A 20,854-nucleotide genomic window follows, 5' to 3' on the forward strand; every position below is an offset into this window, starting at 1 on the left:
GGGAGCCCGCCGGACCGTCTCACGCGCCCGGCAGGGTCCGCCGGTTCCGCGCCGCCAGGCTCCGTGCCGCGAGCAGTTCGTCGGCCGGGTAGCCGACCTCCTCCAGCGTCAGCCCGTGCGGCCGCACCACGTGCACGGCGCTGTCCCGCACCCCGGCGTCGAGCACCTTCCGGGGCCACTCCACGCCCCGGTGCCCGTCGCCCACGAACAGCAGCGCCCCCACCATGGACCGCACCTGGTTGTGGCAGAACGCGTCCGCCCGCACCTCGATCTCGACGATGCCGCCCGCCGTCCGGCGCACCCCGAAGTCGAGGATCTCCCGGATGGTCGTCGCCCCTTCCCGCCTCTTCGCGTACGCCGCGAAGTCGTGCTCCCCGATCAGCGGCTTGGCCGCGGCGTCCATCGCCGCCACGTCCAGCGGCCAGTCGTGCCACAGCACGTGGTGGCGGAGCAGCGGGTCGGCGCCGCCGGGGTGGTCGGTGACCCGGTAGACGTACCGCCGCCACACGGCCGCGAACCGCGCGTCGAACCCGGCCGGCGCCTCCCGCAGCGCCCACACCCGCACGTCCCGCGGCAGCCGCCCGGCGAGCCGCTTCAGCAGCTTCTCCCGGTGCGCCTCCCACACCTGGGCCGGCAGGTCCACGTGCGCCACCTGGCCCCGCGCGTGCACTCCGGCGTCGGTCCGCCCCGCCACGGTCAGCTCGTACGTCCGCTCCCCCGACCGCGTCACGGTCCGCAGCGCGTCCTCGACCTCCCCCTGCACGGTCCGCCGCCCACCGGCCTGCTTGGCCCACCCGGAGAAGGCGGTCCCGTCGTACGAGAGGTCCATCCGCACCCGCACGAGTCCGGCCTCAACTTCGTCACTCACCCAGAGATCCTCTCAGGTACACAAAAAGCGGGCCCGCCCCCCGTGGGGACGGACCCGCAACGCCCTCGAGGGGCGCGGGGAACCCGGCAGAACGCTTACGCGTCCTTCGACTCCTCGGCGGCAGCCTCGTCGTCGACCTTGGTCTCCTCGACCTTGGTCTCCTCGGCCTTGGTCTCCTCGGCCTTGGTCTCCTCGGACTCCTTGACCGCGCGCTTGGTCGCGGCCTCGGCCTCACCGGTCGCCTCCTGGGCGACGGTCAGGGCCTCGACCAGCTCGATGACGGCCATGGGCGCGTTGTCACCACGGCGGTTGCCGATCTTGGTGATGCGCGTGTAGCCACCGGGGCGGTTCTCGTAGCGCGGGCCGATCTCGGTGAAGAGCGTGTGGACGACGCTCTTGTCCGTGATCACCTGGAGCACCTGACGGCGGTTGTGAAGGTCGCCCTTCTTCGCCTTGGTGACCAGACGCTCGGCGTACGGCCGCAGCTTGCGGGCCTTCGCCTCGGTGGTCGTGATCTTGCCGTGCTCGAAGAGCGCCTTCGCGAGGTTCGCGAGGAGCAGCTTCTCGTGCGCGGCGCTGCCGCCCAGACGGGCACCCTTGGTGGGCTTCGGCATGTTGTCTCTCCTAGGTGTCTGCCCCGGCCGTATCAGGTACCGGAGTCAGTATCCGAGCAGGCGGCCGCCTGTCGGAGATCCGGGGGCGCCTTGCCGACGCCCCCGGAAGGACCGCGCCCCACCGGGACGCGGGGAACTGCGCGACCGGCCACAGCGGACCGGCACGGGACTCAGTACTGCTCGGTCTCCACGAACCCGGCGTCCGCGTCGTCGTCCGCCCCGAAGGCGTCCGCCGCGGCGGTGGGGTCGAACCCGGGGGGCGAGTCCTTCAGCGCCAGGCCCATGCCCGCGAGCTTGGCCTTGACCTCGTCGATGGACTTCGCACCGAAGTTGCGGATGTCCAGCAGGTCCGCCTCGGAACGGGCGACCAGCTCACCCACGGAGTGGATGCCCTCGCGCTTGAGGCAGTTGTACGACCGAACGGTGAGCTCCAGCTCCTCGATCGGCAGCGCCAGATCGGCGGCGAGCGCGGCGTCCGTCGGGGACGGACCCATGTCGATGCCCTCGGCGTCGATGTTCAGCTCGCGGGCGAGACCGAACAGCTCGACCAGGGTCTTGCCCGCGGAGGCCATGGCGTCACGGGGACGCATCGCCTGCTTGGTCTCGACGTCGACGATCAGCTTGTCGAAGTCGGTGCGCTGCTCGACACGCGTGGCCTCGACCTTGTACGTGACCTTCAGCACCGGCGAGTAGATCGAGTCGACCGGGATGCGCCCGATCTCCTGACCGACCTGCTTGTTCTGGACGGCGGAGACGTAACCGCGGCCACGCTCGACCGTCAGCTCCATCTCCAGCTTGCCCTTGCCGTTGAGCGTGGCGAGGACGAGGTCGGGGTTGTGCACCTCGACACCGGCCGGCGGCGCGATGTCGGCGGCGGTGACCAGACCCGGACCCTGCTTGCGCAGGTACATCACGACCGGCTCGTCGTGCTCCGAGGAGACGACCAGCTGCTTGATGTTGAGGATCAGGTCGGTGACGTCCTCCTTGACACCCGGCACGGTGGTGAACTCGTGCAGGACGCCGTCGATCCGGATGCTGGTGACAGCGGCACCGGGGATCGAGGAGAGGAGCGTACGACGCAGGGAGTTGCCGAGGGTGTAGCCGAAGCCCGGCTCCAGCGGCTCGATCACGAACCGGGAGCGGAATTCGTCGACGACCTCTTCGGTCAACGAGGGACGCTGAGCGATCAGCATGTGTGTTCCTTCAGTCAGGGGCGCCCGCTATTTGACGCCCGACCATGTACTGCAAGGGTACGGGCGGCACGACCCCAAGGAGCCGTACCGCCCGGAACCCAAGCCGAGAAGCGTGTCAGACGCGACGGCGCTTCGGCGGACGGCAGCCGTTGTGCGGGGTGGGCGTGACGTCCTGGATGGAGCCGACCTCAAGACCGGTCGCCTGGAGCGAACGGATGGCCGTCTCACGACCCGAGCCCGGGCCCTTCACGAAGACGTCGACCTTGCGCATGCCGTGCTCCTGCGCGCGACGGGCGGCCGACTCGGCGGCCATCTGCGCGGCGAACGGCGTGGACTTCCGGGAGCCCTTGAAGCCGACGTGGCCGGCGGAGGCCCAGGAGATCACGTTGCCGGTCGGGTCCGTGATGGACACGATCGTGTTGTTGAACGTGCTCTTGATGTGCGCGTGGCCGTGAGCGACGTTCTTCTTTTCCTTGCGGCGCACCTTCTTGGCAGCGCCCTGACGACCCTTGGGGGGCATCTATAACTCCTACGGGGAGGTGGTCGGTCCTACAGCGAAGACCGCTGGTGAAGCGTTGTCCGCTGAGGACTACTTCTTGCCCGGCTTCTTCTTACCGGCGATGGCGCGACGCGGGCCCTTGCGGGTGCGAGCGTTGGTGCTGGTGCGCTGACCGCGGACCGGCAGACCACGACGGTGGCGCAGACCCTGGTAGGTGCCGATCTCGACCTTGCGGCGGATGTCGGCCTGGATCTCGCGACGGAGGTCACCCTCGGTCTTGATGTTGTTGTCGACGTACTCGCGGATCGCGACGAGCTGCTCCTCGGTGAGGTCGCGAACACGAGTGTTCGGGTCCACACCGGTGGCGGCCAGCGTCTGCTGCGAGAGGGTCCGGCCGATGCCGAACACGTAGGTGAGGGCGATCTCCACGCGCTTTTCGCGCGGGATGTCAACACCGGAAACGCGTGCCATTCAATGGCTCCTGGTGATCTTCGGAGGTCTTCCGCAGAACCGGCTCCCCGCCCGCCGTACCAGGTACGGACGGGGTCCCCGGCCTCCGAGCCGGGGGTGTCGGACACCTCGGTGTCCGGGCCCTGCGTATGAACAATTCAGCTCGCGTCGCGCGAAGTACTGCGAATCGCGGAGGGAGGGTACTGCGTCAGCCCTGGCGCTGCTTGTGGCGCGGGTTGTCGCAGATGACCATGACCCGACCGTGACGGCGGATCACCCTGCACTTGTCGCAGATCTTCTTGACGCTCGGCTTGACCTTCATGGGTGTGAGGTTCTCCGGGTCAGTTGCCGGCGGACCCACGCGGACAGCACGCGGGACGTGGGCAAGATCTACTTGTACCGGTAGACGATCCGGCCACGCGTCAGGTCGTACGGAGACAGCTCCACCACGACCCGGTCGTCAGGGAGGATGCGGATGTAGTGCATACGCATCTTGCCGCTGATGTGTGCCAGGACCTGGTGGCCGTTCTGGAGCTCAACCTTGAACATGGCGTTCGGCAGAGACTCGACGACAGTGCCCTCGATCTCGATGGCACCTTGCTTCTTGGCCACGCTTCGCCCTTCGAATCGACTACCTTGATCGACTCTTGTCACACGTACACATGTGCGCATGCAGACATGCGGGTGCACCAGAGCCGACGCGTCAGTCTACGTCAGCACACCCGGAAAGGCGAAACGAGGAAGTCTGCCCCACCGTGGAGATCCCTATGCGAGCGGGTCGGGCGCGGCCGTGATCCCCAGCTCGGCGAGCTTGGCCTTGCCGCCGTCGGGGGCGGTCAGCACCAGCGGCCCCTGCTCGGTCAGCGCGACCGAGTGCTCCCAGTGCGAGGACCAGGTGCCGTCCGTGGTGATCACGGTCCACTCGTCCTCCAGCACCCGCGTCCTCGGGGTACCGAGCGACACCATCGGCTCGATGGCCAGGCAGAACCCGGGGACCAGCTTGGGCCCCTTGCCCCGGCGCCGGTCGACGTAGTTCAGCAGGTGCGGGTCCATGTGCATCTCGGTGCCGATGCCGTGGCCGCCGTAGTCCTCGATGATCCCGTAACGGCCGCCGCCCGGCTTGGGCTGCCGGCGGATGTACGTCTCGACGGCCCGGGAGATGTCGACCAGCCGGTTCCCCTGCTTCATGGCCGCGATCCCGGCCCACATCGACTCCTCGGTCACCCGGGACAGCTCGATCAGCTCGGGCGCGTGCCCGGACCCCACGAAGGCGGTGTACGCGGCGTCACCGTGCCAGCCGTCCACGATCGCCCCGCAGTCGATGGAGATGACGTCCCCGTCCTTCAGCACGACCTCGTCGGAGGGGATGCCGTGGACGACGACCTCGTTGACCGAGGTGCAGATCGTCGCGGGGAAACCGCCGTACCCGAGGAAGTTCGGCTTGGCGCCGTGCTCGGCGAGCACCTTGCGGGCGACCTGGTCGAGGTCCTTGGTGGTGGCCCCGGGCACGGCGGCCTCCCGCGTGGCCGCGTGGATGGCGGCGACGACCAGCCCCGCCTCACGCATCTTGGCGATCTGCTCGGGACTCTTGATCTGCACCATGGGAAAAACCTGCGACCTCTCTGGACCAGGGGAAGGAACGGGCACCCCCAACGATACGGCGACCCGCACCCCCGCAGACCGCGGGCGGCGGGAGCCGCCCACCGCGGGCAGTCGGGCCTCCCCCGGGGCGGCACGGGTGGGCGCGGCGGCACCGCGCCGGCGCCGGGCCGCGCACGCGCCCCCCGGCACACCACAGCCGCGGCCCGCCTCTCAGCGGACCGCGGCTGCAAGCGACGTACGGAACGACTACTGGTCGCGCTTCAGCGCTTCCAGCGCACGCCCCGTGACCTCATCGACCGCTCCCATCGCGGAGATGGTCACGACCAGCCCCTGCGCCTTGTAGTAGTCGATGATCGGCTCGGTCTGCGTGTGGTAGACCTCCAGCCGCTTGCGGACCGTCTCCTCCGAGTCGTCGTCCCGCTGGTACAGCTCCCCGCCGCAGACGTCGCAGACGCCCTCCTCGGCCGGCTGCTTGTACGTCACGTGGAAGACGTGCGCCGAGTCGTTCCGGCAGACCCGCCGCCCGGCGATCCGCTTGACGACCTCTTCCTCCGGCGCCTCGAGGTCCAGCACCGCGTCGAGCTTCATGTCCTCGGTCTCGAGCAGCTCGTCCAGCGCCTCCGCCTGGGAGACGTTGCGCGGGAAGCCGTCCAGCAGGAAGCCGCCCTCGGCGTCGGGCTGCTCCATGCGGTCCTTCGCCATGGCGATGGTGACCTCGTCGGGGACGAGATTCCCCGCGTCCATGTAGGACTTCGCGAGCTTGCCCAGCTCCGTCTGCTGGCTGATGTTGGCGCGGAACAGGTCGCCCGTGGAGATGTGCGGGATGTGCAGCGTCTCGGCAAGGCGGGTGGCCTGCGTTCCCTTACCGGCGCCCGGCGGCCCGACGAGGACGATTCGCATCAGCGGAGGAACCCTTCGTAATTGCGCTGCTGGAGCTGGCTCTCGATCTGCTTCACCGTCTCCAGTCCCACACCCACGATGATCAGGATGCTGGTACCGCCGAACGGGAAGTTCTGGTTTGCCCCGAAACCAACCAACGCCATCGTCGGCACGAGAGCGATAAGACCCAGATACAGCGAACCCGGCCAGGTGATCCGGTTGAGTACGTAGCTCAGATACTCAGCGGTCGGTCGGCCAGCCCGGATGCCCGGGATGAAGCCACCATACTTCTTCATGTTGTCCGCGACTTCCTCGGGGTTGAAGGAGATCGCCACGTAGAAGAACGCGAAGAAAACAATGAGCAAGAAGTAAAGCGTGATGTAGATCGGGTGGTCGCCCTTGACGAGGTTGGCCTCGATCCAGGTCTTCCAGCCCGAGGTGCCGCTGGAGAACTGGGCGATCAGGGCCGGGATGTACAGCAGCGACGACGCGAAGATGACGGGGATCACGCCCGCCTGGTTCACCTTGAGCGGGATGTACGTGGACGTGCCCCCGTAGGAGCGACGGCCGATCATCCGCTTGGCGTACTGCACGGGAATGCGGCGCTGAGCCTGCTCGACGAAGACCACCAGGCCGACCATGACCAGCCCGACCAGGATGACCGTGCCGAACTCGATCCAGCCGTCGGCCAGCGAGCCCTGCGTCTTGATCGCCCACAGGGCGGACGGGAAGGTCGCGGCGATCGAGATGAACATGAGGATCGACATGCCGTTGCCGATGCCGCGGTCGGTGATCAGCTCACCGAGCCACATCACGGTGGCGGTGCCGGCGGTCATGCAGATCACCATGACGATGGTGGTGAAGATCGCCTGGTCCGGAACGATCTGGTTGGCGACGGTGCACCCGGAGAACAGGGCGCCGCTGCGCGCGGTGGCGACCAGACCGGTGCCCTGGAGGATGGCGAGCGCCATGGTCAGGTAGCGGGTGTACTGCGTGATCTTCGCCGTACCGGCCTGGCCCTCCTTCTTGAGGGCTTCCAGGCGCGGGATCACGACGGTCAGCAGCTGAAGGATGATGCTGGCCGTGATGTACGGCATGATGCCGAGCGCGAAGACCGTGATCTGCAGCAGGGCGCCGCCGCTGAACATGTTGACCAGACCGAACAGGCCCTGGTTGCCGGATGCCTGGTCGACACACTCCTGGACGCTCTTGTAGTCGACGCCCGGGATCGGGATGTGGGTACCCACTCGGTACACCACGATGATGCCGAGCGTGAAGAGCAGCTTCTTGCGCAGGTCGGGCGTCCTGAACGCCCGGGCGAACGCGGTGAGCACGGTGCCTCCTGCGACCCCCGCGCTGGCGCGTCAAGGGTGACGGTCTTGAGGTTCGACTGACGACTTAATGAGTAACGGTCAACTGCCGCTCAGGGTGCCTCATGTGTGACACCCGTGAAAGTGGGCAGTTCCAGTCACCTTACCGGCGAGACCACTGCCCTTGGAACGACCAACCGGGGATACCCCATTTGTGGGGTATCCCCGGTCGGGATCGCTCAAGTCATCGAGACGCCTGTGGTGTTCAGACGAGCTCGGTGACGCTGCCGCCGGCGGCGGCGATCTTCTCCTTGGCGGAGGCGGAGGCCTTGTCGACCTTCACCTCGACCGCCACGGAGATCTCGCCCTCGCCGAGGACCTTGACCAGGCTGTTCTTGCGAACGGCGCCCTTGGCCACCAGGTCCTCGACCGTGACCTCGCCACCCTGCGGGTAGAGCTTGGCCAGCTTGTCGAGGTTCACGACCTGGTACTCGGTCTTGAACGGGTTCTTGAAGCCCTTCAGCTTCGGAAGACGCATGTGGAGGGGCATCTGGCCACCCTCGAAGCGCTCCGGAACCTGGTAGCGGGCCTTCGTACCCTTGGTACCACGACCGGCCGTCTTACCCTTCGACGCCTCACCACGACCCACACGGGTCTTGGCGGTCTTGGCGCCCGGGGCGGGACGGAGGTTGTGGATCTTGAGCGGGTTCTGCTCCGCCATGATCAGTCGACCTCCTCGACCGTCACGAGGTGGCGGACGGTGTGCACCATGCCGCGGAACTCGGGACGATCCTCCTTGACGACCTGCGTGTTGATGCCCTTGAGACCAAGGGAGCGCAGGGTGTCGCGGTGGTTCTGCTTGCTGCCGATGTAGGACTTGACCTGCGTGATCTTGAGCTGCGCCATGATTACGCACCCGCCCCGGCACGCGCACGCAGCAGGGCCGCGGGGGCGACGTCCTCGAGCGGCAGACCGCGGCGGGCCGCGACCTCCTCGGGACGCTGCAGGCCCTTGAGGGCCGCCACGGTGGCGTGCACGATGTTGATCGCGTTGTCGGAGCCCAGGGACTTCGACAGGATGTCGTGGATACCGGCGCACTCGAGCACGGCGCGCACCGGACCACCGGCGATAACGCCGGTACCGGGGGACGCGGGCTTGAGCAGGACGACGCCGGCAGCCTTCTCACCCTGGATCGGGTGCGGGATGGTGCCCTGGATACGGGGGACCTTGAAGAAGTGCTTCTTGGCCTCCTCGACACCCTTGGCGATGGCGGCCGGCACCTCCTTGGCCTTGCCGTAACCGACACCCACGGTGCCGTCACCGTCGCCCACCACGACCAGCGCGGTGAAGCTGAAGCGACGACCACCCTTCACAACCTTGGCGACACGGTTGATCGCGACGACGCGCTCAACGTATGCGGTCTTCTCGGCGGCAGCTGCGCCGCCGTCACGGCCCTTCCGGTCCCGCCGCTCGCCGCCACCGGCACCGCCACCGCGGCGCTGGGGTCCAGCCATTGGAATTACCTCTCTCTGTTTCCGCTAGCTCGGAACCGGCTCAGAACTTCAGGCCGGCTTCGCGGGCGGCGTCCGCCAGGGCGGCGATGCGCCCGGCGTACTGGTTACCACCACGGTCGAACACCACGGCCTCGACACCGGCGGCCTTGGCGCGCTCGGCGACCAGGGCGCCGACCTGCTTGGCCTGCGCGGACTTGTCGCCCTCGCCACCGCGGATCGACGTGTCCAGCGTGGACGCCGATGCCAGGGTGTGGCCCTTCAGGTCGTCGATCACCTGCGCCACGATGTGGCGGTTGGAGCGGGTCACGACCAGACGGGGGCGCTCCGCCGTACCCGCGACACGCTTGCGGATGCGGATGTGGCGGCGCTTGATCGCGGCGCGCTTGTAGGCGTCGCCCTTGAGGATCTTCTGCCCGTATGCCATGGCTTACTTACCCGCCTTTCCGACCTTGCGGCGGATGACTTCGCCCTCGTACTTGACGCCCTTGGCCTTGTACGGGTCGGGCTTGCGCAGCTTGCGGATGTTGGCCGCGACCTCGCCGACCTTCTGCTTGTCGATGCCCTCGACCGAGAATCGGGTGGGGGCATCGACCTTGAAGGTGATGCCCTCGGGGGCCTCGACGAGGATCGGGTGGCTGTAACCGAGGGAGAACTCCAGGTTCGAACCCTTGGCGACAACGCGGTAACCGACACCGCTGATCTCGAGCTTCTTCACGTAACCCTGGGTCACGCCGGTGATCATGTTCGCCACCAGCGTGCGGGACAGGCCGTGCAGGGCCTTGTTCTGACGCTCGTCGTTGGGGCGGGTGACGTTGAGCACGCCGTCCTCGCCCTTGGCGATCTCGATCGGCGCCACGATGGTGTGCGACAGCGAGCCCTTGGGGCCCTTGACCGACACCGTCTGGCCGTCGATGGTGACGTCCACGCCGGCGGGAACCGCGATGGGGAGCTTGCCGATGCGCGACATAGCTGTTTCCTCCGTTCCCTTCTGCTACCAGACGTAGGCGAGGACTTCCCCACCCACGCCCTTCTTGCCGGCCTGCTTGTCGGTGAGGAGCCCGTGCGACGTGGAGATGATCGCCACGCCCAGGCCGCCGAGCACCTTCGGCAGGTTGGTGGACTTCGCGTAAACCCGGAGACCGGGCTTGGAGATCCGCTTGATGCCCGCGATGGAGCGCTCACGGTTGGGGCCGAACTTCAGCTCCAGGACGAGGTTCTTGCCGACCTCGGCGTCCTCGACCTTCCAGCCCGTGATGAAGCCCTCCTGCTGGAGGATCTCCGCGATGTGAGACTTGATCTTGGACGCCGGCATCGTCACGGAGTCGTGGTACGCCGAGTTCGCGTTCCGCAGACGCGTAAGCATGTCTGCGATCGGATCAGTCATGGTCATGAATTGGCCTTCGGCCTCTCTCGCCGGGGTTTCCTGGTGCGCCATCCCTCTCCCCGATCCGAGACGGGACGGGTGCGGCGCGGTGGACCTACGGCGTAGTAAGTCGTATGGGCACGACAGGCGCCCAACCCCACAAGCCTAAGGCATGCGAGGACGGGCCCCTGTCGACCCAGTTGCTTACCGAGAGCCCTGGGAAGTCCCTAGAAGGGAACTACCAGGAGCTCTTGGTCACGCCCGGCAGCTCGCCACGGTGAGCCATCTCACGAAGGCAGACGCGGCACAGGCCGAACTTGCGGTACACGGAGTGCGGGCGGCCACAGCGCTGGCAGCGGGTGTAGCCACGCACACCGAACTTGGGCTTGCGAGCAGCCTTGGCAATCAGAGCCTTCTTCGCCATCTCGCTCACGCCTCCTTGAACGGGAAGCCGAGGTGACGAAGGAGCGCGCGGCCCTCAGCGTCGTTGGTCGCCGTGGTGACCACGGTGATGTCCATACCCCGGACGCGGTCGATCTTGTCCTGGTCGATCTCGTGGAACATGACCTGCTCCGTGAGACCGAAGGTGTAGTTGCCCCGGCCGTCGAACTGCTTGGGGGACAGGCCGCGGAAGTCGCGGATGCGCGGGAGCGCCAGCGACAGGGTGCGGTCCAGGAACTCCCACATGCGGTCGCCACGGAGGGTGACGTGCGCACCGATCGGCTGGCCCTCGCGCAGCTTGAACTGCGCGATGGACTTGCGGGCCTTGGTGATGGCCGGCTTCTGACCGGTGATGGTGGTCAGGTCACGGACGGCGCCGTCCATGAGCTTGGAGTCACGGGCGGCGTCGCCGACACCCATGTTGACCACGATCTTGACGAGGCCGGGGATCTGCATGACGTTCTCGTACTTGAACTCGTCACGCAGCTTGCCCGCGATCTCCTCGCGGTACTTCGTCTTCAGACGCGGAGTGGTGGTGGTAGCCATCAGATGTCCTCACCCGTCCGCTTGGCAACGCGGATCTTGTTGCCTTCGTCGTCGAAGCGGTAACCGACGCGGGTCACGACCTTCTGACCGTCCTTCTCCACGACCAGCTGGACGTTGGAGACGTGGATCGGCGCCTCGGTGGTGACGATGCCGCCGGCCTGGGAACCGCGAGCGGTCGGTCCGGCCTTGGTGTGCTTCTTGACCCGGTTGACACCCTCGACCAGGACGCGGTCCTCGCGGGGGAAGGCCGCGATGACCTTGCCCTGCTTGCCCTTGTCCTTACCGGTGATGACCTGGACCAGGTCGCCCTTCTTGATCTTCATGCTCACAGCACCTCCGGCGCGAGGGAGATGATCTTCATGAACTTCTTCTCGCGCAGCTCACGGCCCACCGGGCCGAAGATACGGGTGCCGCGAGGGTCGCCGTCGTTCTTGAGAATGACGGCGGCGTTCTCGTCGAAGCGGATGTACGAGCCGTCCGGACGGCGGCGCTCCTTGACGGTGCGAACGATGACCGCCTTGACGACGTCACCCTTCTTCACGTTGCCACCGGGGATCGCGTCCTTGACGGTGGCGACGATGACGTCACCGATACCCGCGTAGCGGCGGCCGGAGCCACCGAGCACACGGATGCAGAGGATCTCCTTCGCACCCGTGTTGTCGGCGACACGCAGCCGCGACTCCTGCTGGATCACGTCTATCTCCTGAATGTCTGCCGGTTCCCCGGGAGCCGGTCAGCTGACCGGCTCCCGGAGCCTGGCGGAACTGTCCTGCGGGATGATCCCCGCAGGAATGAATTACTTGGCCTTCTCGAGGATCTCGACGACGCGCCAGCGCTTGGTCGCGGACAGCGGCCGGGTCTCCATGAGGAGGACACGGTCGCCGACACCCGCGGCGTTCTGCTCGTCGTGCGCCTTGAGCTTGTTGGTACGGCGGATGACCTTGCCGTACAGCGCGTGCTTGACGCGGTCCTCGACGGCGACGACGACGGTCTTGTCCATCTTGTCGCTGACGACGTAGCCCTCGCGGGTCTTACGGAAGCCGCGCGCCTCGGTGTTGTTCTCAGTCACGTTGCTCTCGCTCATCAGGCGCTCTCCACCGTCTCGATGCCCAGCTCGCGCTCACGCATCAGGGTGTAGATCCGCGCGATGTCCTTGCGGACGGCCTTGAGCCGACCGTGGTTCTCGAGCTGACCCGTCGCCGCCTGGAAGCGGAGGTTGAACAGCTCTTCCTTGGCCTCGCGGAGCTTGTTGAGCAGCTCCTCGTTGCCCAGCTCGCGCAGCTCGGACGCCTTGGTACCGGCCGACATCACGCTTCACCTGCCTCGCGCTTGACGATCTTGCACTTCATCGGCAGCTTGTGAGCCGCACGGGTCAGGGCCTCGCGCGCGATCTTCTCGTTCGGGTAGGACAGCTCGAACATGACCCGGCCCGGGTGCACGTTCGCCACCCACCACTCGGGCGAACCCTTACCGGAACCCATGCGGGTCTCGGCGGGCTTCTTGGTCAGCGGGCGGTCCGGGTAGATGTTGATCCAGACCTTGCCGCCACGCTTGATGTGACGGGTCATGGCGATACGAGCCGCTTCGATCTGGCGGTTCGTGACGTACGCAGGCGTGAGGGCCTGGATGCCGTACTCGCCGAACGAGACCGTCGTACCGCCCTTGGCCTGACCACGGCGCTTCGGGTGGTGCTGCTTGCGGTGCTTGACCCTACGGGGGATCAGCATGACGGTCAGGCCTCCGTTCCGGTGCTCTCGGCCGGAGCGGCAGCGGCGGGCGCGTCAGCCTTGGGGGCTTCGGCGGCCGGGGCCGACTGCTGCTGCGGCTTGCGCCCGCGACGCTCGCCACCACCGCGGCCACCACGGGCCGGGCGGTCGTTGCCACCACGGGCCGGGCGGTTGCCGGCGCGGGCAGCGGCGTTCTCGGCGCGGACCTCGGCGATGTTCTTGACGTCGCCCTTGTAGATCCAGACCTTCACGCCGATGCGGCCGAAGGTCGTCTTGGCCTCGAAGAAGCCGTAGTCCACGTTCGCGCGGAGCGTGTGCAGGGGCACACGGCCCTCGCGGTAGAACTCCGAGCGGGACATCTCGGCGCCGCCGAGGCGGCCACCGCACTGGATCTTGATGCCCTTGGCGCCGGCCTTCATCGTGCCCTGCATGCTCTTGCGCATGGCGCGACGGAAGGAGACGCGGGAGGAGAGCTGCTCGGCGACGGCCTGGGCCACCAGCTGAGCGTCCGTCTCCGGGCTCTTGACCTCGAGGATGTTCAGCTGGACCTGCTTGCCGGTCAGCTTCTCCAGGTCACCGCGGATGCGGTCGGCCTCGGCGCCGCGGCGGCCGATGACGATGCCCGGACGCGCCGTGTGGATGTCCACGCGGACACGGTCGCGGGTGCGCTCGATCTCGACCTTGGAGATGCCGGCGCGCTCCATGCCGGACGTCATCATCCGGCGGATGGCGACGTCTTCCTTGACGTAGTCCTTGTACAGCTTGTCGGCGTACCAACGCGACTTGAAGTCGGTCGTGACACCGAGCCGGAACCCGTGCGGGTTTACCTTCTGGCCCATTACCGGGTTCCTTCCTTGCTGCTGACGACCACGGTGATGTGGCTGGTCCGCTTGCGGATCCGGTAGGCGCGGCCCTGGGCGCGCGGCCGGAACCGCTTCAGGGTCGGGCCCTCGTCGACGTACGCCTCGGAGATGTAGAGGCTGTCGGCGTCGGTGTGGTCGTAGTTGTGCGCGGCGTTGGCGATGGCGCTGTCCAGCACCTTGCCGACCGGCACGCTCGCGGCCTGCGGGGCGAAACGCAGGACCGCCTGAGCCTCCGTGGCGTCCATGCCACGGATGAGGTCCACCACGCGGCGGGCCTTCATGGGCGTGACGCGGATGTACCGCGCCTGGGCCCTGGCTTCCATGGTTGTCCCTTCGGTGTTAGTCATTAGTCGATTCCACCCCGCCTTAGCGGCGCTTCGACTTCCGGTCGTCCTTGACGTGACCCCGGAAGGTGCGGGTCGGCGAGAACTCGCCGAGCTTGTGGCCGACCATGGACTCGGTGACGAACACCGGGATGTGGGTCTTGCCGTTGTGCACCGCGATCGTGTGGCCCAGCATGCTGGGGACGATCATCGAGCGACGGGACCAGGTCTTGATGACGTTCTTGGTGCCGGCTTCGTTCTGCGAGTCCACCTTCTTGATGAGGTGGTCGTCGACGAAGGGCCCCTTCTTCAAGCTACGCGGCATCTCAACCCGTCCTTAGCGCTTCTTGTTCGTCTTGCGGCGGCGGACGATGTACTTGTTCGACGCCTTCTTGGGCGAACGAGTACGGCCTTCCTTCTTGCCCCACGGGGACACGGGGTGACGGCCACCGGAGGTCCGGCCCTCACCACCACCGTGCGGGTGGTCCACCGGGTTCATGACCACACCACGGACGGTCGGGCGAACGCCCAGCCACCGCTTGCGGCCCGCCTTGCCCCAGTTGATGTTCGACTGCTCGGCGTTGCCGACCTCGCCGACGGTGGCGCGGCAGCGCGCGTCCACCATGCGGATCTCGCCGGACGGCATACGGAGGGTCGCCATGGCGCCCTCACGGGCCAGCAGCTGCACCGAGGCACCCGCGGAACGGGCGAACTTCGCGCCGCCACCGGGACGGAGCTCGATCGCGTGGACCGTGGTACCGACCGGGATGTTGCGGAGGGCCAGGTTGTTGCCCGGCTTGATGTCGGCCCCGGGACCGTTCTCCACGGTGTCGCCCTGCTGCAGGTTGCGCGGGGCGAGGATGTAGCGCTTCTCGCCGTCCGCGTAGTGCAGCAGCGCGATGCGCGCGGTGCGGTTGGGGTCGTACTCGATGTGCGCGACCTTCGCCGGCACGCCGTCCTTGTCGTGCCGACGGAAGTCGATCACGCGGTAGGCGCGCTTGTGTCCGCCACCCTGGTGGCGAACGGTCACACGACCGGCGTTGTTACGGCCGCCCTTGCTGTGCAGCGGGCGAACCAGCGACTTCTCCGGCGTGGACCGCGTGACCTCGACGAAGTCGGCGACGCTGGCGCCACGACGGCCAGGAGTCGTCGGCTTGTACTTGCGGATTCCCATTTCTCAGTCCTCGTCCGATATCGGACGATCCGGACCTCCGTCAGGAGGTCGGACCGCCGAAGATGTCGATACGGTCGCCCTCGGCGAGGGTCACGATCGCGCGCTTGGTGGCGGCCCGCTGGCCGAAACCGGTGCGGGTGCGCTTGCGCTTGCCCTGGCGGTTGATCGTGTTGACCCCGGTGACCTTGACCGAGAAGACCGCCTGCACGGCCTCCTTGATCTGGGTCTTGTTGGCCCGCGGGTCGACGATGAACGTGTACTTGCCGTCGTCGAGGAGCGCGTAGCTCTTCTCGGAGACGACCGGCTTGAGCAGCACGTCACGGGGGTCCGTGTACGACTTGCTCAGCGGGGTCTCGACGGTGTTCTTGCCCTCGGTGGCGTGGCGGCGCGCCTTGGCGACGCGCGCGGCCTTGGCGGCCTTCGCAGCCTTGGAGGCGATGCTCGGGTGACGCGTAGCCATCAGGCTTCGCTCCCTTCGGTGTCATTGGCCTTCGGGCCGGACACGAAGGACTCGAAGGCGGCCTGGGTGAAGACCACGTCGTCCGAGACGAGAACGTCGTACGTGTTCAGCTGGCCCGGCTCCAGGATGTGGATCTGGGGCAGGTTGCGGGCGGAGAGCCACGCGGCCTCGTCCGAGCGCTCGGCGACGAGCAGCAGGTTCTTGCGCTCGCTGATCTTGCCGAACAGCGTCTTCGCGGCCTTGGTGGAGATCTCGCCCTCGACCACGCCGGAGACGACGTGGATGCGGTTGTGGCGCGCCCGGTCGGTGAGGGCGTGGCGCAGGGCCGCGGCCTTCATCTTCTTCGGGGTGCGCTGCGAGTAGTCGCGCGGCACGGGACCGTGCACGACGCCACCACCGGCGAACTGCGGCGCGCGGGTCGAGCCCTGACGGGCGCGGCCGGTGCCCTTCTGGCGGTACGGCTTCTTGCCACCGCCGCGGACTTCGCCACGGGTCTTGGTCTTGTGGGTGCCCTGGCGGGCGGCGGCGAGCTGTGCGACGACGACCTGGTGGATCAGCGGAACGCTGACCTTCTCGACGTCGAAGATCTCCGCGGGGAGTTCGACGGTCCCGGCCTTGTCGCCCGCCGGCGAAAGGATGTCAACAGTGCTCATCGGTTACCTCAGGCCCCCTTGGCCGCGGTGCGGACCAGGACGAGGCCGCCGTTCGGACCGGGAACCGCGCCCTTGATGAGCAGCAGACCCTTCTCCGCGTCAACGGCGTGGACGGTCAGGTTCTGGGTGGTGACGCGCTCGTTGCCCATGCGACCCGCCATGCGGAGGCCCTTGAACACGCGGCCCGGGGTGGCGCAGCCACCGATGGAACCGGGCGAGCGGTGCTTGCGCTGGGTGCCGTGGCCGGCGCCGAGGCCCTTGAAGTTGTGACGCTTCATGACACCGGCGAAGCCCTTGCCCTTGCTCTTGCCGGTGACGTCGACCTTCACGCCCGACTCGAACACCTCGGCGGTGACTTCCTGGCCCAGCGTGTACTCGGCGGCGTCCGACGTGCGGATCTCGACGAGGTGACGGCGGGGGGTGACGTCGGCCTTGGCGAAGTGGCCCTTGAGGGGCTTGTTCACCTTGCGCGGGTCGATCTCGCCGAAGGCGATCTGGACCGACTCGTAGCCGTCGACGTCGTTGGTACGCACCTGGGTCACGACGTTGGGGCCGGCCTTGACGACGGTGACCGGAACAACACGGTTGTTCTCGTCCCACACCTGCGTCATGCCGAGCTTCTCGCCCAGGATGCCCTTGATCTGCTTAGCCATCGTTCAGATCACCGGCCTCAGAGCTTGATCTCGATGTCGACACCGGCCGGGAGGTCGAGTCGCATCAGAGAGTCAACGGTCTTGGGGGTCGGGTCGAGGATGTCGATCAGGCGCTTGTGCGTGCGCATCTCGAAGTGCTCGCGCGAGTCCTTGTACTTGTGCGGCGACTTGATGACGCAGTACACGTTCTTCTCAGTGGGCAGCGGCACCGGGCCCGCGACCGACGCACCAGTGCGAGTCACCGTCTCGACGATCTTCTTCGCCGAAGAGTCGATGACCTCGTGGTCGTAGGCCTTGAGCCGGATGCGGATCTTCTGTCCCGCCATGGCTACTTGGTAGTCCTGTCTCTCTAACGCTCTGGGACCCGGAGTCTGCTGTCTTGCGTCTCCGACCCACGCGGTCGGGCGTGTCGCGCTCCCGCTGACAAAGATGTCCCTTGTTCGAACGTCCCTGCCATGGGAGTGCGGGCCCTTCCGGAACCGCGGGCCGGGGGCGAAGACCCACCGGGCGCCTGGCCGGAACCCCGCATACGCTTCCCGAAAGATTCCCGTACGTCCGCCCCTGCGCCTTTCGGCACATCACATGAGGCGACGAGTACTGTGGGACTCGCTTCCGGTCCCCCCGGCGGGAGGCGCGCAGCATCGGCACTCGACCGAGCAACCCCGCTAGTCTGCCATACAGGGCACCGCGGACGCCAATCGAGCCGACGACAGTACCCCGCCGGCGCCGCACCTCAAACCACCGACGCCGCCCTCGCGCGCCTTAACCAGCGTTTAAAGCGCCCTTAAGCGTCCCCGTCGCAAGCTTATTACCTCAGGTAAGAGCAGGTCAGCGCAGTGAATGGCGCGTTCCGCCTACTAGCGGTTGTCATGACCAGGTCCCTAGCATGCCGGGCACAGCATCGCTCTCCCCCACGGACGATCCTCCCCACGAACGAGGTGTGCTCACGATGGCTGTTCATCGCGCCCCGAGATGGTCCCTCGGCGGACTGGTCCTGCTCGTGACCGGTGCGCTCGTCACCGCCCTGCTCCTGGCCACATCGGGTCCCGGCACCCACCGGGCCGACGCGGCCGAGGCCGCGGTCACCTGGTCCGACGAGTTCGACGGCGCCGCCGGCTCCCGCCCCGACTCCGCGAAGTGGACGCTGGAGACCGGCGGCTCGGGCAACGGCAACAATGAACTCCAGTACTACACGGACAGCACCTCCAACGCGGCCCTCGACGGCGGCGGCAACCTGGTCATCACCGCCCGCAAGAACACCGACGGCGGGTTGCAGTGCTGGTACGGGACCTGTCAGTACACCTCGGCCCGGCTGAACACCGCGCGGACCTTCACGCAGAAGTACGGGCACTTCGAGTCCCGGATCAAGGTGCCGCGCGGCCAGGGCGTGTGGCCGGCGTTCTGGATGCTCGGCGACGACCTCGGCAGCGTGGGCTGGCCGGGCAGCGGTGAGATCGACATCATGGAGAACGTCGGCAACGAGCCCGGCACCGTCCACGGCACGGTGCACGGCCCCGGCTACTCGGGCAGCGGCGGCATCGGCGCGGCGTACACGCTGCCGAACGGGCAGGCGTTCGCCGACGCCTTCCACACCTTCGCGGTCGACTGGAGCCCGGCGGGGATCACCTGGTCGGTGGACGGGCAGGCGTACAAGACGCTGACGCCGTCCGGGGTCAACGGCAACAAGTGGGTCTTCGACCACCCGTTCTTCATCATCCTGAACTTCGCGGTCGGCGGTAACTGGCCCGGCAGCCCGGACTCCTCCACCCCCTTCCCGCAGACGATGACCGTCGACTACGTCCGGGTCTCCGCCTCCGACTCCGGCGGCGGCGCCACCGGCGGGGCGATCAAGGGCATCGGCGGCATGTGCGTCGACGTCGCCGGCGCCTCCAGCGCGGACGGCACGCCGGTCCAGCTGCACGACTGCACCGGTGTCGACGCGCAGAAGTGGACGCTCCCCGGCGACGGCACCGTGCGGGCGCTCGGCAAGTGCCTGGACGTGCGGGGCGGGGCGACGGCGGACGGCACGCCGGTGCAGCTCTACACCTGCAACGGCACCGGCGCCCAGAAGTGGACGTACACCGCGGCGGGTGACCTGACCAACACGGGTGCGGACAAGTGCCTGGACGCCACGGGCCATTCCTCGGCGGACGGCACCCGGCTGCAGATCTGGACCTGCGCCGGCACGGCCAACCAGAAGTGGACCATCGGCTGAGTCCCGGCCCTCAGCCGTGGCGGTCGGCGGCCCGCAGCCGGGTGAAGGAGCGGTCCAGGCCGCGCTTGATCCCGCGGGCCACCGGCCGCTCCACCAGCCGGTGCACCAGGTAGCTCAGCACGCAGAACCCGGCGATCACCGCCACCACCAGCAGCCGGGGGTCCATGGTGTCCCGCAGCCGGCTGATCAGCGCGGTGCCCGCCGCGTAGTGCGTCAGGTACAGCGGGTACGTCAGCGCCCCCGCCGTCACCAGCCACTTCCACCGCACGCGGTCGGTGTACCCGAGGGCGACGGCGGCCATGAACAGCAGGAAGACGGTGTAGACCAGGAACGCCCCGCGCCAGCCGGAGACGTGCTCGATCTCGTCGATCCGCCGCCCCAGCTCCAGCTGCCCCATCATCCACGCCATGCCGAGGATGCCCCACAGCAGCAGGTCGGGCCCGAAGCGGTGCATGAGGTACAGGGCGAGTCCGGCGATGAAGAACCAGGCCCCGTCCGGGTTGGCGACCAGTTCGAGGACGGGCAGGTCGGCGGCCGGCGCGAGCATCGCCACCGCGCCCCACACGCAGCAGAACGCCACCACCCTGCGGTACGTCAGCCCCATGGCGACGACGACCAGGAACAGCAGGTAGAAGCGCAGCTCGGACCAGAGGGTCCAGTAGACGCCGTCGACGTTCGGCACGCCGGAGCCGGACTGGAGCATGGTGAGGTTGAACAGCACCTCGCGTATCTTCAGCCGCTCCCACACGCCCGGTACGGCGACCAGCACGCCCGTGGTGAACAGCACCGCGAACCAGTACGCCGGGTAGAGCCGGATGACCCGCGACACGAAGAACTGCCGGGGCGAGCGCCCCCAGCTCGACATGCAGATCACGAAGCCGCTGATCACGAAGAAGATCTCGACGCCGATCCAGCCGTAGGCGGCGAGGTGGTGCACGGTCGGCATGAGGTCACCGACCGGCCGGCCCCAGATCACGTTGCCCGGCCGGTCGACCCGCTCGGTGCCCGCGTAGTGGTGCAGGGCGACCATCAGGGCGGCGACGAGCCGGATGCCGTCGATCACGTACAGCCGCCGTCCGGCGCGGGGTGCGCGGTCCGCGCCCTTCCCCGCCGGGGGCCCCTGGTCCGGTGAGGAACGCTGGACGGGGACGGCGGCGGCCGGGGGGCCGGCTGTGGTGAGCGGGGGCATGGGTTGCTTCACCCCACCAGACAAGAGCAGTGCTCATGTCAGCGGAAGCGTTGTGATCGACCCGGCGCAAAGCTCTCGAACAGCGTTGCCACAGAGTTCACCGAGAGTTCCCCCTGCCCCACCGCGACCTCAGCGCAGCGCAGCGAGGAGAGGAACGGGTCCCAGCTCCCCGCCCCCAGCAGCAGCCGGGGGCTGCCCCCGGTGCCGTACCTGGAGTCACGGACGTGGACGGAACGGGGGGTTATCGCGACCTCGACGCAGGACTCTCCGTCGTTGCCGCCGCTGTAGCTGCTCTTGAACCAGGCCAGGTCGGTCACG

34 protein-coding genes are annotated in these 20,854 nt (G+C 67.7%); 1 reads left to right on the forward strand and 33 read right to left on the reverse strand.

Annotated features, from left to right (window positions below; translation table 11 throughout):
- Positions 1-19: 19 nt before the first annotated feature.
- The 31 genes from truA to rpsJ form a co-directional block, all read right to left on the reverse strand.
- Positions 20-868 (reverse strand): tRNA pseudouridine(38-40) synthase TruA, encoded by an 849-nt coding sequence (truA, locus tag Sdagh_RS16015; protein ID WP_190008341.1) that lies wholly within the window; start codon positions 866-868, stop codon positions 20-22.
- 95 nt (positions 869-963) lie between these two features.
- Positions 964-1,482, reverse strand: a complete 519-nt coding sequence (gene rplQ / locus Sdagh_RS16020; RefSeq protein WP_190076703.1) for a 50S ribosomal protein L17 — start codon at positions 1,480-1,482, stop codon at positions 964-966.
- A gap of 170 nt (positions 1,483-1,652) precedes the next feature.
- On the reverse strand, positions 1,653-2,675 hold the full coding sequence (locus Sdagh_RS16025; protein WP_003966937.1) for a DNA-directed RNA polymerase subunit alpha: 1,023 nt from the start codon (positions 2,673-2,675) through the stop codon (positions 1,653-1,655).
- 115 nt (positions 2,676-2,790) lie between these two features.
- Positions 2,791-3,195: a 30S ribosomal protein S11 gene (gene rpsK / locus Sdagh_RS16030; protein WP_003948617.1), complete on the reverse strand. Its 405-nt coding sequence runs from the start codon at positions 3,193-3,195 to the stop codon at positions 2,791-2,793.
- A 69-nt stretch (positions 3,196-3,264) separates the two neighbouring features.
- Positions 3,265-3,645, reverse strand: coding sequence for a 30S ribosomal protein S13 (gene rpsM, locus Sdagh_RS16035; RefSeq protein ID WP_006130767.1), 381 nt, complete (start codon positions 3,643-3,645; stop codon positions 3,265-3,267).
- Between the two features lie 187 nt (positions 3,646-3,832).
- A complete protein-coding gene (gene rpmJ, locus Sdagh_RS16040) occupies positions 3,833-3,946 on the reverse strand; it encodes a 50S ribosomal protein L36 (protein ID WP_003974245.1) in 114 nt (37 codons plus the stop codon).
- Between the two features lie 68 nt (positions 3,947-4,014).
- Entirely contained in the window at positions 4,015-4,236 is a 222-nt protein-coding gene (gene infA / locus Sdagh_RS16045) for a translation initiation factor IF-1 (RefSeq protein WP_003948620.1), read from the reverse strand.
- A 153-nt stretch (positions 4,237-4,389) separates the two neighbouring features.
- A complete protein-coding gene (map, locus tag Sdagh_RS16050; RefSeq protein ID WP_189417902.1) occupies positions 4,390-5,226 on the reverse strand; it encodes a type I methionyl aminopeptidase in 837 nt (278 codons plus the stop codon).
- Positions 5,227-5,472: 246 nt separating this feature from the next.
- Positions 5,473-6,126 carry an adenylate kinase gene (locus Sdagh_RS16055; RefSeq protein WP_189417903.1) on the reverse strand — a complete coding sequence of 218 codons (654 nt, stop codon included), beginning with the start codon at positions 6,124-6,126 and terminating at the stop codon, positions 5,473-5,475.
- The gene (gene secY, locus Sdagh_RS16060; protein ID WP_189417904.1) at positions 6,126-7,439 is read right to left on the reverse strand and encodes a preprotein translocase subunit SecY; all 1,314 of its coding nucleotides are present in this window, start codon (positions 7,437-7,439) and stop codon (positions 6,126-6,128) included. The genes Sdagh_RS16055 and secY overlap by 1 nt, the downstream gene beginning before the upstream one ends.
- A gap of 241 nt (positions 7,440-7,680) precedes the next feature.
- Entirely contained in the window at positions 7,681-8,136 is a 456-nt protein-coding gene (gene rplO, locus Sdagh_RS16065; RefSeq protein ID WP_189417905.1) for a 50S ribosomal protein L15, read from the reverse strand.
- A 2-nt stretch (positions 8,137-8,138) separates the two neighbouring features.
- Positions 8,139-8,321 (reverse strand): 50S ribosomal protein L30, encoded by a 183-nt coding sequence (gene rpmD, locus Sdagh_RS16070; RefSeq protein ID WP_003974250.1) that lies wholly within the window; start codon positions 8,319-8,321, stop codon positions 8,139-8,141.
- Positions 8,322-8,323: 2 nt separating this feature from the next.
- On the reverse strand, positions 8,324-8,929 hold the full coding sequence (gene rpsE / locus Sdagh_RS16075) for a 30S ribosomal protein S5 (protein WP_007494753.1): 606 nt from the start codon (positions 8,927-8,929) through the stop codon (positions 8,324-8,326).
- Positions 8,930-8,969: 40 nt separating this feature from the next.
- Positions 8,970-9,353 carry a 50S ribosomal protein L18 gene (gene rplR, locus Sdagh_RS16080; protein ID WP_189417906.1) on the reverse strand — a complete coding sequence of 128 codons (384 nt, stop codon included), beginning with the start codon at positions 9,351-9,353 and terminating at the stop codon, positions 8,970-8,972.
- Between the two features lie 3 nt (positions 9,354-9,356).
- Positions 9,357-9,896, reverse strand: coding sequence for a 50S ribosomal protein L6 (rplF, locus tag Sdagh_RS16085; RefSeq protein ID WP_190076702.1), 540 nt, complete (start codon positions 9,894-9,896; stop codon positions 9,357-9,359).
- A 24-nt stretch (positions 9,897-9,920) separates the two neighbouring features.
- The gene (rpsH, locus tag Sdagh_RS16090; protein ID WP_007384075.1) at positions 9,921-10,319 is read right to left on the reverse strand and encodes a 30S ribosomal protein S8; all 399 of its coding nucleotides are present in this window, start codon (positions 10,317-10,319) and stop codon (positions 9,921-9,923) included.
- A gap of 211 nt (positions 10,320-10,530) precedes the next feature.
- Positions 10,531-10,716 (reverse strand): type Z 30S ribosomal protein S14, encoded by a 186-nt coding sequence (locus Sdagh_RS16095; protein ID WP_003948630.1) that lies wholly within the window; start codon positions 10,714-10,716, stop codon positions 10,531-10,533.
- A 5-nt stretch (positions 10,717-10,721) separates the two neighbouring features.
- Positions 10,722-11,279, reverse strand: a complete 558-nt coding sequence (rplE, locus tag Sdagh_RS16100) for a 50S ribosomal protein L5 (RefSeq protein WP_053753925.1) — start codon at positions 11,277-11,279, stop codon at positions 10,722-10,724.
- A complete protein-coding gene (rplX, locus tag Sdagh_RS16105; RefSeq protein ID WP_133919849.1) occupies positions 11,279-11,602 on the reverse strand; it encodes a 50S ribosomal protein L24 in 324 nt (107 codons plus the stop codon). The genes rplE and rplX overlap by 1 nt, the downstream gene beginning before the upstream one ends.
- 2 nt (positions 11,603-11,604) lie before the next feature.
- On the reverse strand, positions 11,605-11,973 hold the full coding sequence (gene rplN, locus Sdagh_RS16110) for a 50S ribosomal protein L14 (protein ID WP_003998823.1): 369 nt from the start codon (positions 11,971-11,973) through the stop codon (positions 11,605-11,607).
- A 102-nt stretch (positions 11,974-12,075) separates the two neighbouring features.
- Positions 12,076-12,363 carry a 30S ribosomal protein S17 gene (rpsQ, locus tag Sdagh_RS16115; RefSeq protein ID WP_189417909.1) on the reverse strand — a complete coding sequence of 96 codons (288 nt, stop codon included), beginning with the start codon at positions 12,361-12,363 and terminating at the stop codon, positions 12,076-12,078.
- A complete protein-coding gene (gene rpmC / locus Sdagh_RS16120; protein WP_010036720.1) occupies positions 12,363-12,587 on the reverse strand; it encodes a 50S ribosomal protein L29 in 225 nt (74 codons plus the stop codon). Before rpmC ends, rpsQ begins: the two co-directional genes overlap by 1 nt.
- The gene (gene rplP, locus Sdagh_RS16125; RefSeq protein WP_189417910.1) at positions 12,587-13,006 is read right to left on the reverse strand and encodes a 50S ribosomal protein L16; all 420 of its coding nucleotides are present in this window, start codon (positions 13,004-13,006) and stop codon (positions 12,587-12,589) included. The genes rpmC and rplP overlap by 1 nt, the downstream gene beginning before the upstream one ends.
- A 5-nt stretch (positions 13,007-13,011) precedes the next feature.
- Entirely contained in the window at positions 13,012-13,845 is an 834-nt protein-coding gene (gene rpsC / locus Sdagh_RS16130) for a 30S ribosomal protein S3 (protein WP_189417911.1), read from the reverse strand.
- The gene (gene rplV, locus Sdagh_RS16135; protein ID WP_019329637.1) at positions 13,845-14,192 is read right to left on the reverse strand and encodes a 50S ribosomal protein L22; all 348 of its coding nucleotides are present in this window, start codon (positions 14,190-14,192) and stop codon (positions 13,845-13,847) included. Before rplV ends, rpsC begins: the two co-directional genes overlap by 1 nt.
- A gap of 43 nt (positions 14,193-14,235) precedes the next feature.
- Positions 14,236-14,517 (reverse strand): 30S ribosomal protein S19, encoded by a 282-nt coding sequence (gene rpsS / locus Sdagh_RS16140; RefSeq protein ID WP_189417912.1) that lies wholly within the window; start codon positions 14,515-14,517, stop codon positions 14,236-14,238.
- Positions 14,518-14,529: 12 nt separating this feature from the next.
- Positions 14,530-15,366: a 50S ribosomal protein L2 gene (gene rplB, locus Sdagh_RS16145; RefSeq protein WP_093499642.1), complete on the reverse strand. Its 837-nt coding sequence runs from the start codon at positions 15,364-15,366 to the stop codon at positions 14,530-14,532.
- 40 nt (positions 15,367-15,406) lie between these two features.
- Positions 15,407-15,826 (reverse strand): 50S ribosomal protein L23, encoded by a 420-nt coding sequence (gene rplW, locus Sdagh_RS16150; RefSeq protein WP_189417913.1) that lies wholly within the window; start codon positions 15,824-15,826, stop codon positions 15,407-15,409.
- Positions 15,826-16,479: a 50S ribosomal protein L4 gene (rplD, locus tag Sdagh_RS16155; protein WP_189417914.1), complete on the reverse strand. Its 654-nt coding sequence runs from the start codon at positions 16,477-16,479 to the stop codon at positions 15,826-15,828. Before rplD ends, rplW begins: the two co-directional genes overlap by 1 nt.
- 8 nt (positions 16,480-16,487) lie before the next feature.
- Positions 16,488-17,132 (reverse strand): 50S ribosomal protein L3, encoded by a 645-nt coding sequence (rplC, locus tag Sdagh_RS16160; protein WP_189417916.1) that lies wholly within the window; start codon positions 17,130-17,132, stop codon positions 16,488-16,490.
- A gap of 17 nt (positions 17,133-17,149) precedes the next feature.
- Positions 17,150-17,458, reverse strand: a complete 309-nt coding sequence (gene rpsJ / locus Sdagh_RS16165; RefSeq protein ID WP_003948644.1) for a 30S ribosomal protein S10 — start codon at positions 17,456-17,458, stop codon at positions 17,150-17,152.
- A gap of 623 nt (positions 17,459-18,081) precedes the next feature.
- Here rpsJ and Sdagh_RS16170 point away from each other — a divergent pair.
- A complete protein-coding gene (locus Sdagh_RS16170; RefSeq protein ID WP_189417918.1) occupies positions 18,082-19,347 on the forward strand; it encodes a glycoside hydrolase family 16 protein in 1,266 nt (421 codons plus the stop codon).
- A 10-nt stretch (positions 19,348-19,357) separates the two neighbouring features.
- Here the strand turns inward: Sdagh_RS16170 and Sdagh_RS16175 are convergent, their stop codons facing one another.
- Both Sdagh_RS16175 and Sdagh_RS36705 read right to left on the reverse strand, forming a co-directional pair.
- Complete coding sequence (locus Sdagh_RS16175; RefSeq protein ID WP_190076701.1) at positions 19,358-20,536, reverse strand: acyltransferase family protein; 1,179 nt, start codon at positions 20,534-20,536, stop codon at positions 19,358-19,360.
- A 38-nt stretch (positions 20,537-20,574) separates the two neighbouring features.
- Positions 20,575-20,853, reverse strand: coding sequence for a DUF397 domain-containing protein (locus tag Sdagh_RS36705; RefSeq protein WP_306887139.1), 279 nt, complete (start codon positions 20,851-20,853; stop codon positions 20,575-20,577).
- Position 20,854: the final 1 nt, after the last annotated feature.

Origin of the sequence: Streptomyces daghestanicus, from assembly GCF_020521275.1 — a bacterium.
Classification (GTDB): Bacteria; Actinomycetota; Actinomycetes; order Streptomycetales; family Streptomycetaceae; genus Streptomyces; species Streptomyces griseoviridis.

Bases quoted from the DNA above. Each gene is read 5' to 3' on its own strand.
- rpsM (WP_006130767.1), bottom strand. From the start codon at position 3,645: ATGGCACGCGTTTCCGGTGTTGACATCCCGCGCGAAAAGCGCGTGGAG.
- Sdagh_RS16170 (WP_189417918.1), top strand. From the start codon at position 18,082: ATGGCTGTTCATCGCGCCCCGAGATGGTCCCTCGGCGGACTGGTCCTG.
- rplR (WP_189417906.1), bottom strand. From the start codon at position 9,353: ATGGCATACGGGCAGAAGATCCTCAAGGGCGACGCCTACAAGCGCGCC.
- rplB (WP_093499642.1), bottom strand. From the start codon at position 15,366: ATGGGAATCCGCAAGTACAAGCCGACGACTCCTGGCCGTCGTGGCGCC.
- rpsS (WP_189417912.1), bottom strand. From the start codon at position 14,517: ATGCCGCGTAGCTTGAAGAAGGGGCCCTTCGTCGACGACCACCTCATC.
- Sdagh_RS16175 (WP_190076701.1), bottom strand. From the start codon at position 20,536: ATGCCCCCGCTCACCACAGCCGGCCCCCCGGCCGCCGCCGTCCCCGTC.
- rpmC (WP_010036720.1), bottom strand. From the start codon at position 12,587: ATGTCGGCCGGTACCAAGGCGTCCGAGCTGCGCGAGCTGGGCAACGAG.
- Sdagh_RS16055 (WP_189417903.1), bottom strand. From the start codon at position 6,126: ATGCGAATCGTCCTCGTCGGGCCGCCGGGCGCCGGTAAGGGAACGCAG.
- rplO (WP_189417905.1), bottom strand. From the start codon at position 8,136: ATGGCGGAGCAGAACCCGCTCAAGATCCACAACCTCCGTCCCGCCCCG.
- rplQ (WP_190076703.1), bottom strand. From the start codon at position 1,482: ATGCCGAAGCCCACCAAGGGTGCCCGTCTGGGCGGCAGCGCCGCGCAC.
- rplP (WP_189417910.1), bottom strand. From the start codon at position 13,006: ATGCTGATCCCCCGTAGGGTCAAGCACCGCAAGCAGCACCACCCGAAG.
- rplE (WP_053753925.1), bottom strand. From the start codon at position 11,279: ATGGCTACCACCACCACTCCGCGTCTGAAGACGAAGTACCGCGAGGAG.
- rplC (WP_189417916.1), bottom strand. From the start codon at position 17,132: ATGGCTAAGCAGATCAAGGGCATCCTGGGCGAGAAGCTCGGCATGACG.
- Sdagh_RS16095 (WP_003948630.1), bottom strand. From the start codon at position 10,716: ATGGCGAAGAAGGCTCTGATTGCCAAGGCTGCTCGCAAGCCCAAGTTC.
- rplV (WP_019329637.1), bottom strand. From the start codon at position 14,192: ATGGAAGCCAGGGCCCAGGCGCGGTACATCCGCGTCACGCCCATGAAG.
- rpmJ (WP_003974245.1), bottom strand. From the start codon at position 3,946: ATGAAGGTCAAGCCGAGCGTCAAGAAGATCTGCGACAAGTGCAGGGTG.
- rplX (WP_133919849.1), bottom strand. From the start codon at position 11,602: ATGAAGATCAAGAAGGGCGACCTGGTCCAGGTCATCACCGGTAAGGAC.
- rpsJ (WP_003948644.1), bottom strand. From the start codon at position 17,458: ATGGCGGGACAGAAGATCCGCATCCGGCTCAAGGCCTACGACCACGAG.
- rpsH (WP_007384075.1), bottom strand. From the start codon at position 10,319: ATGACCATGACTGATCCGATCGCAGACATGCTTACGCGTCTGCGGAAC.
- rpsE (WP_007494753.1), bottom strand. From the start codon at position 8,929: ATGGCTGGACCCCAGCGCCGCGGTGGCGGTGCCGGTGGCGGCGAGCGG.
- map (WP_189417902.1), bottom strand. From the start codon at position 5,226: ATGGTGCAGATCAAGAGTCCCGAGCAGATCGCCAAGATGCGTGAGGCG.
- rpsK (WP_003948617.1), bottom strand. From the start codon at position 3,195: ATGCCCCCCAAGGGTCGTCAGGGCGCTGCCAAGAAGGTGCGCCGCAAG.
- rplD (WP_189417914.1), bottom strand. From the start codon at position 16,479: ATGAGCACTGTTGACATCCTTTCGCCGGCGGGCGACAAGGCCGGGACC.
- Sdagh_RS16025 (WP_003966937.1), bottom strand. From the start codon at position 2,675: ATGCTGATCGCTCAGCGTCCCTCGTTGACCGAAGAGGTCGTCGACGAA.
- rpmD (WP_003974250.1), bottom strand. From the start codon at position 8,321: ATGGCGCAGCTCAAGATCACGCAGGTCAAGTCCTACATCGGCAGCAAG.
- rplF (WP_190076702.1), bottom strand. From the start codon at position 9,896: ATGTCGCGCATCGGCAAGCTCCCCATCGCGGTTCCCGCCGGCGTGGAC.
- rpsQ (WP_189417909.1), bottom strand. From the start codon at position 12,363: ATGAGCGAGAGCAACGTGACTGAGAACAACACCGAGGCGCGCGGCTTC.
- rpsC (WP_189417911.1), bottom strand. From the start codon at position 13,845: ATGGGCCAGAAGGTAAACCCGCACGGGTTCCGGCTCGGTGTCACGACC.
- rplW (WP_189417913.1), bottom strand. From the start codon at position 15,826: ATGGCTACGCGTCACCCGAGCATCGCCTCCAAGGCTGCGAAGGCCGCC.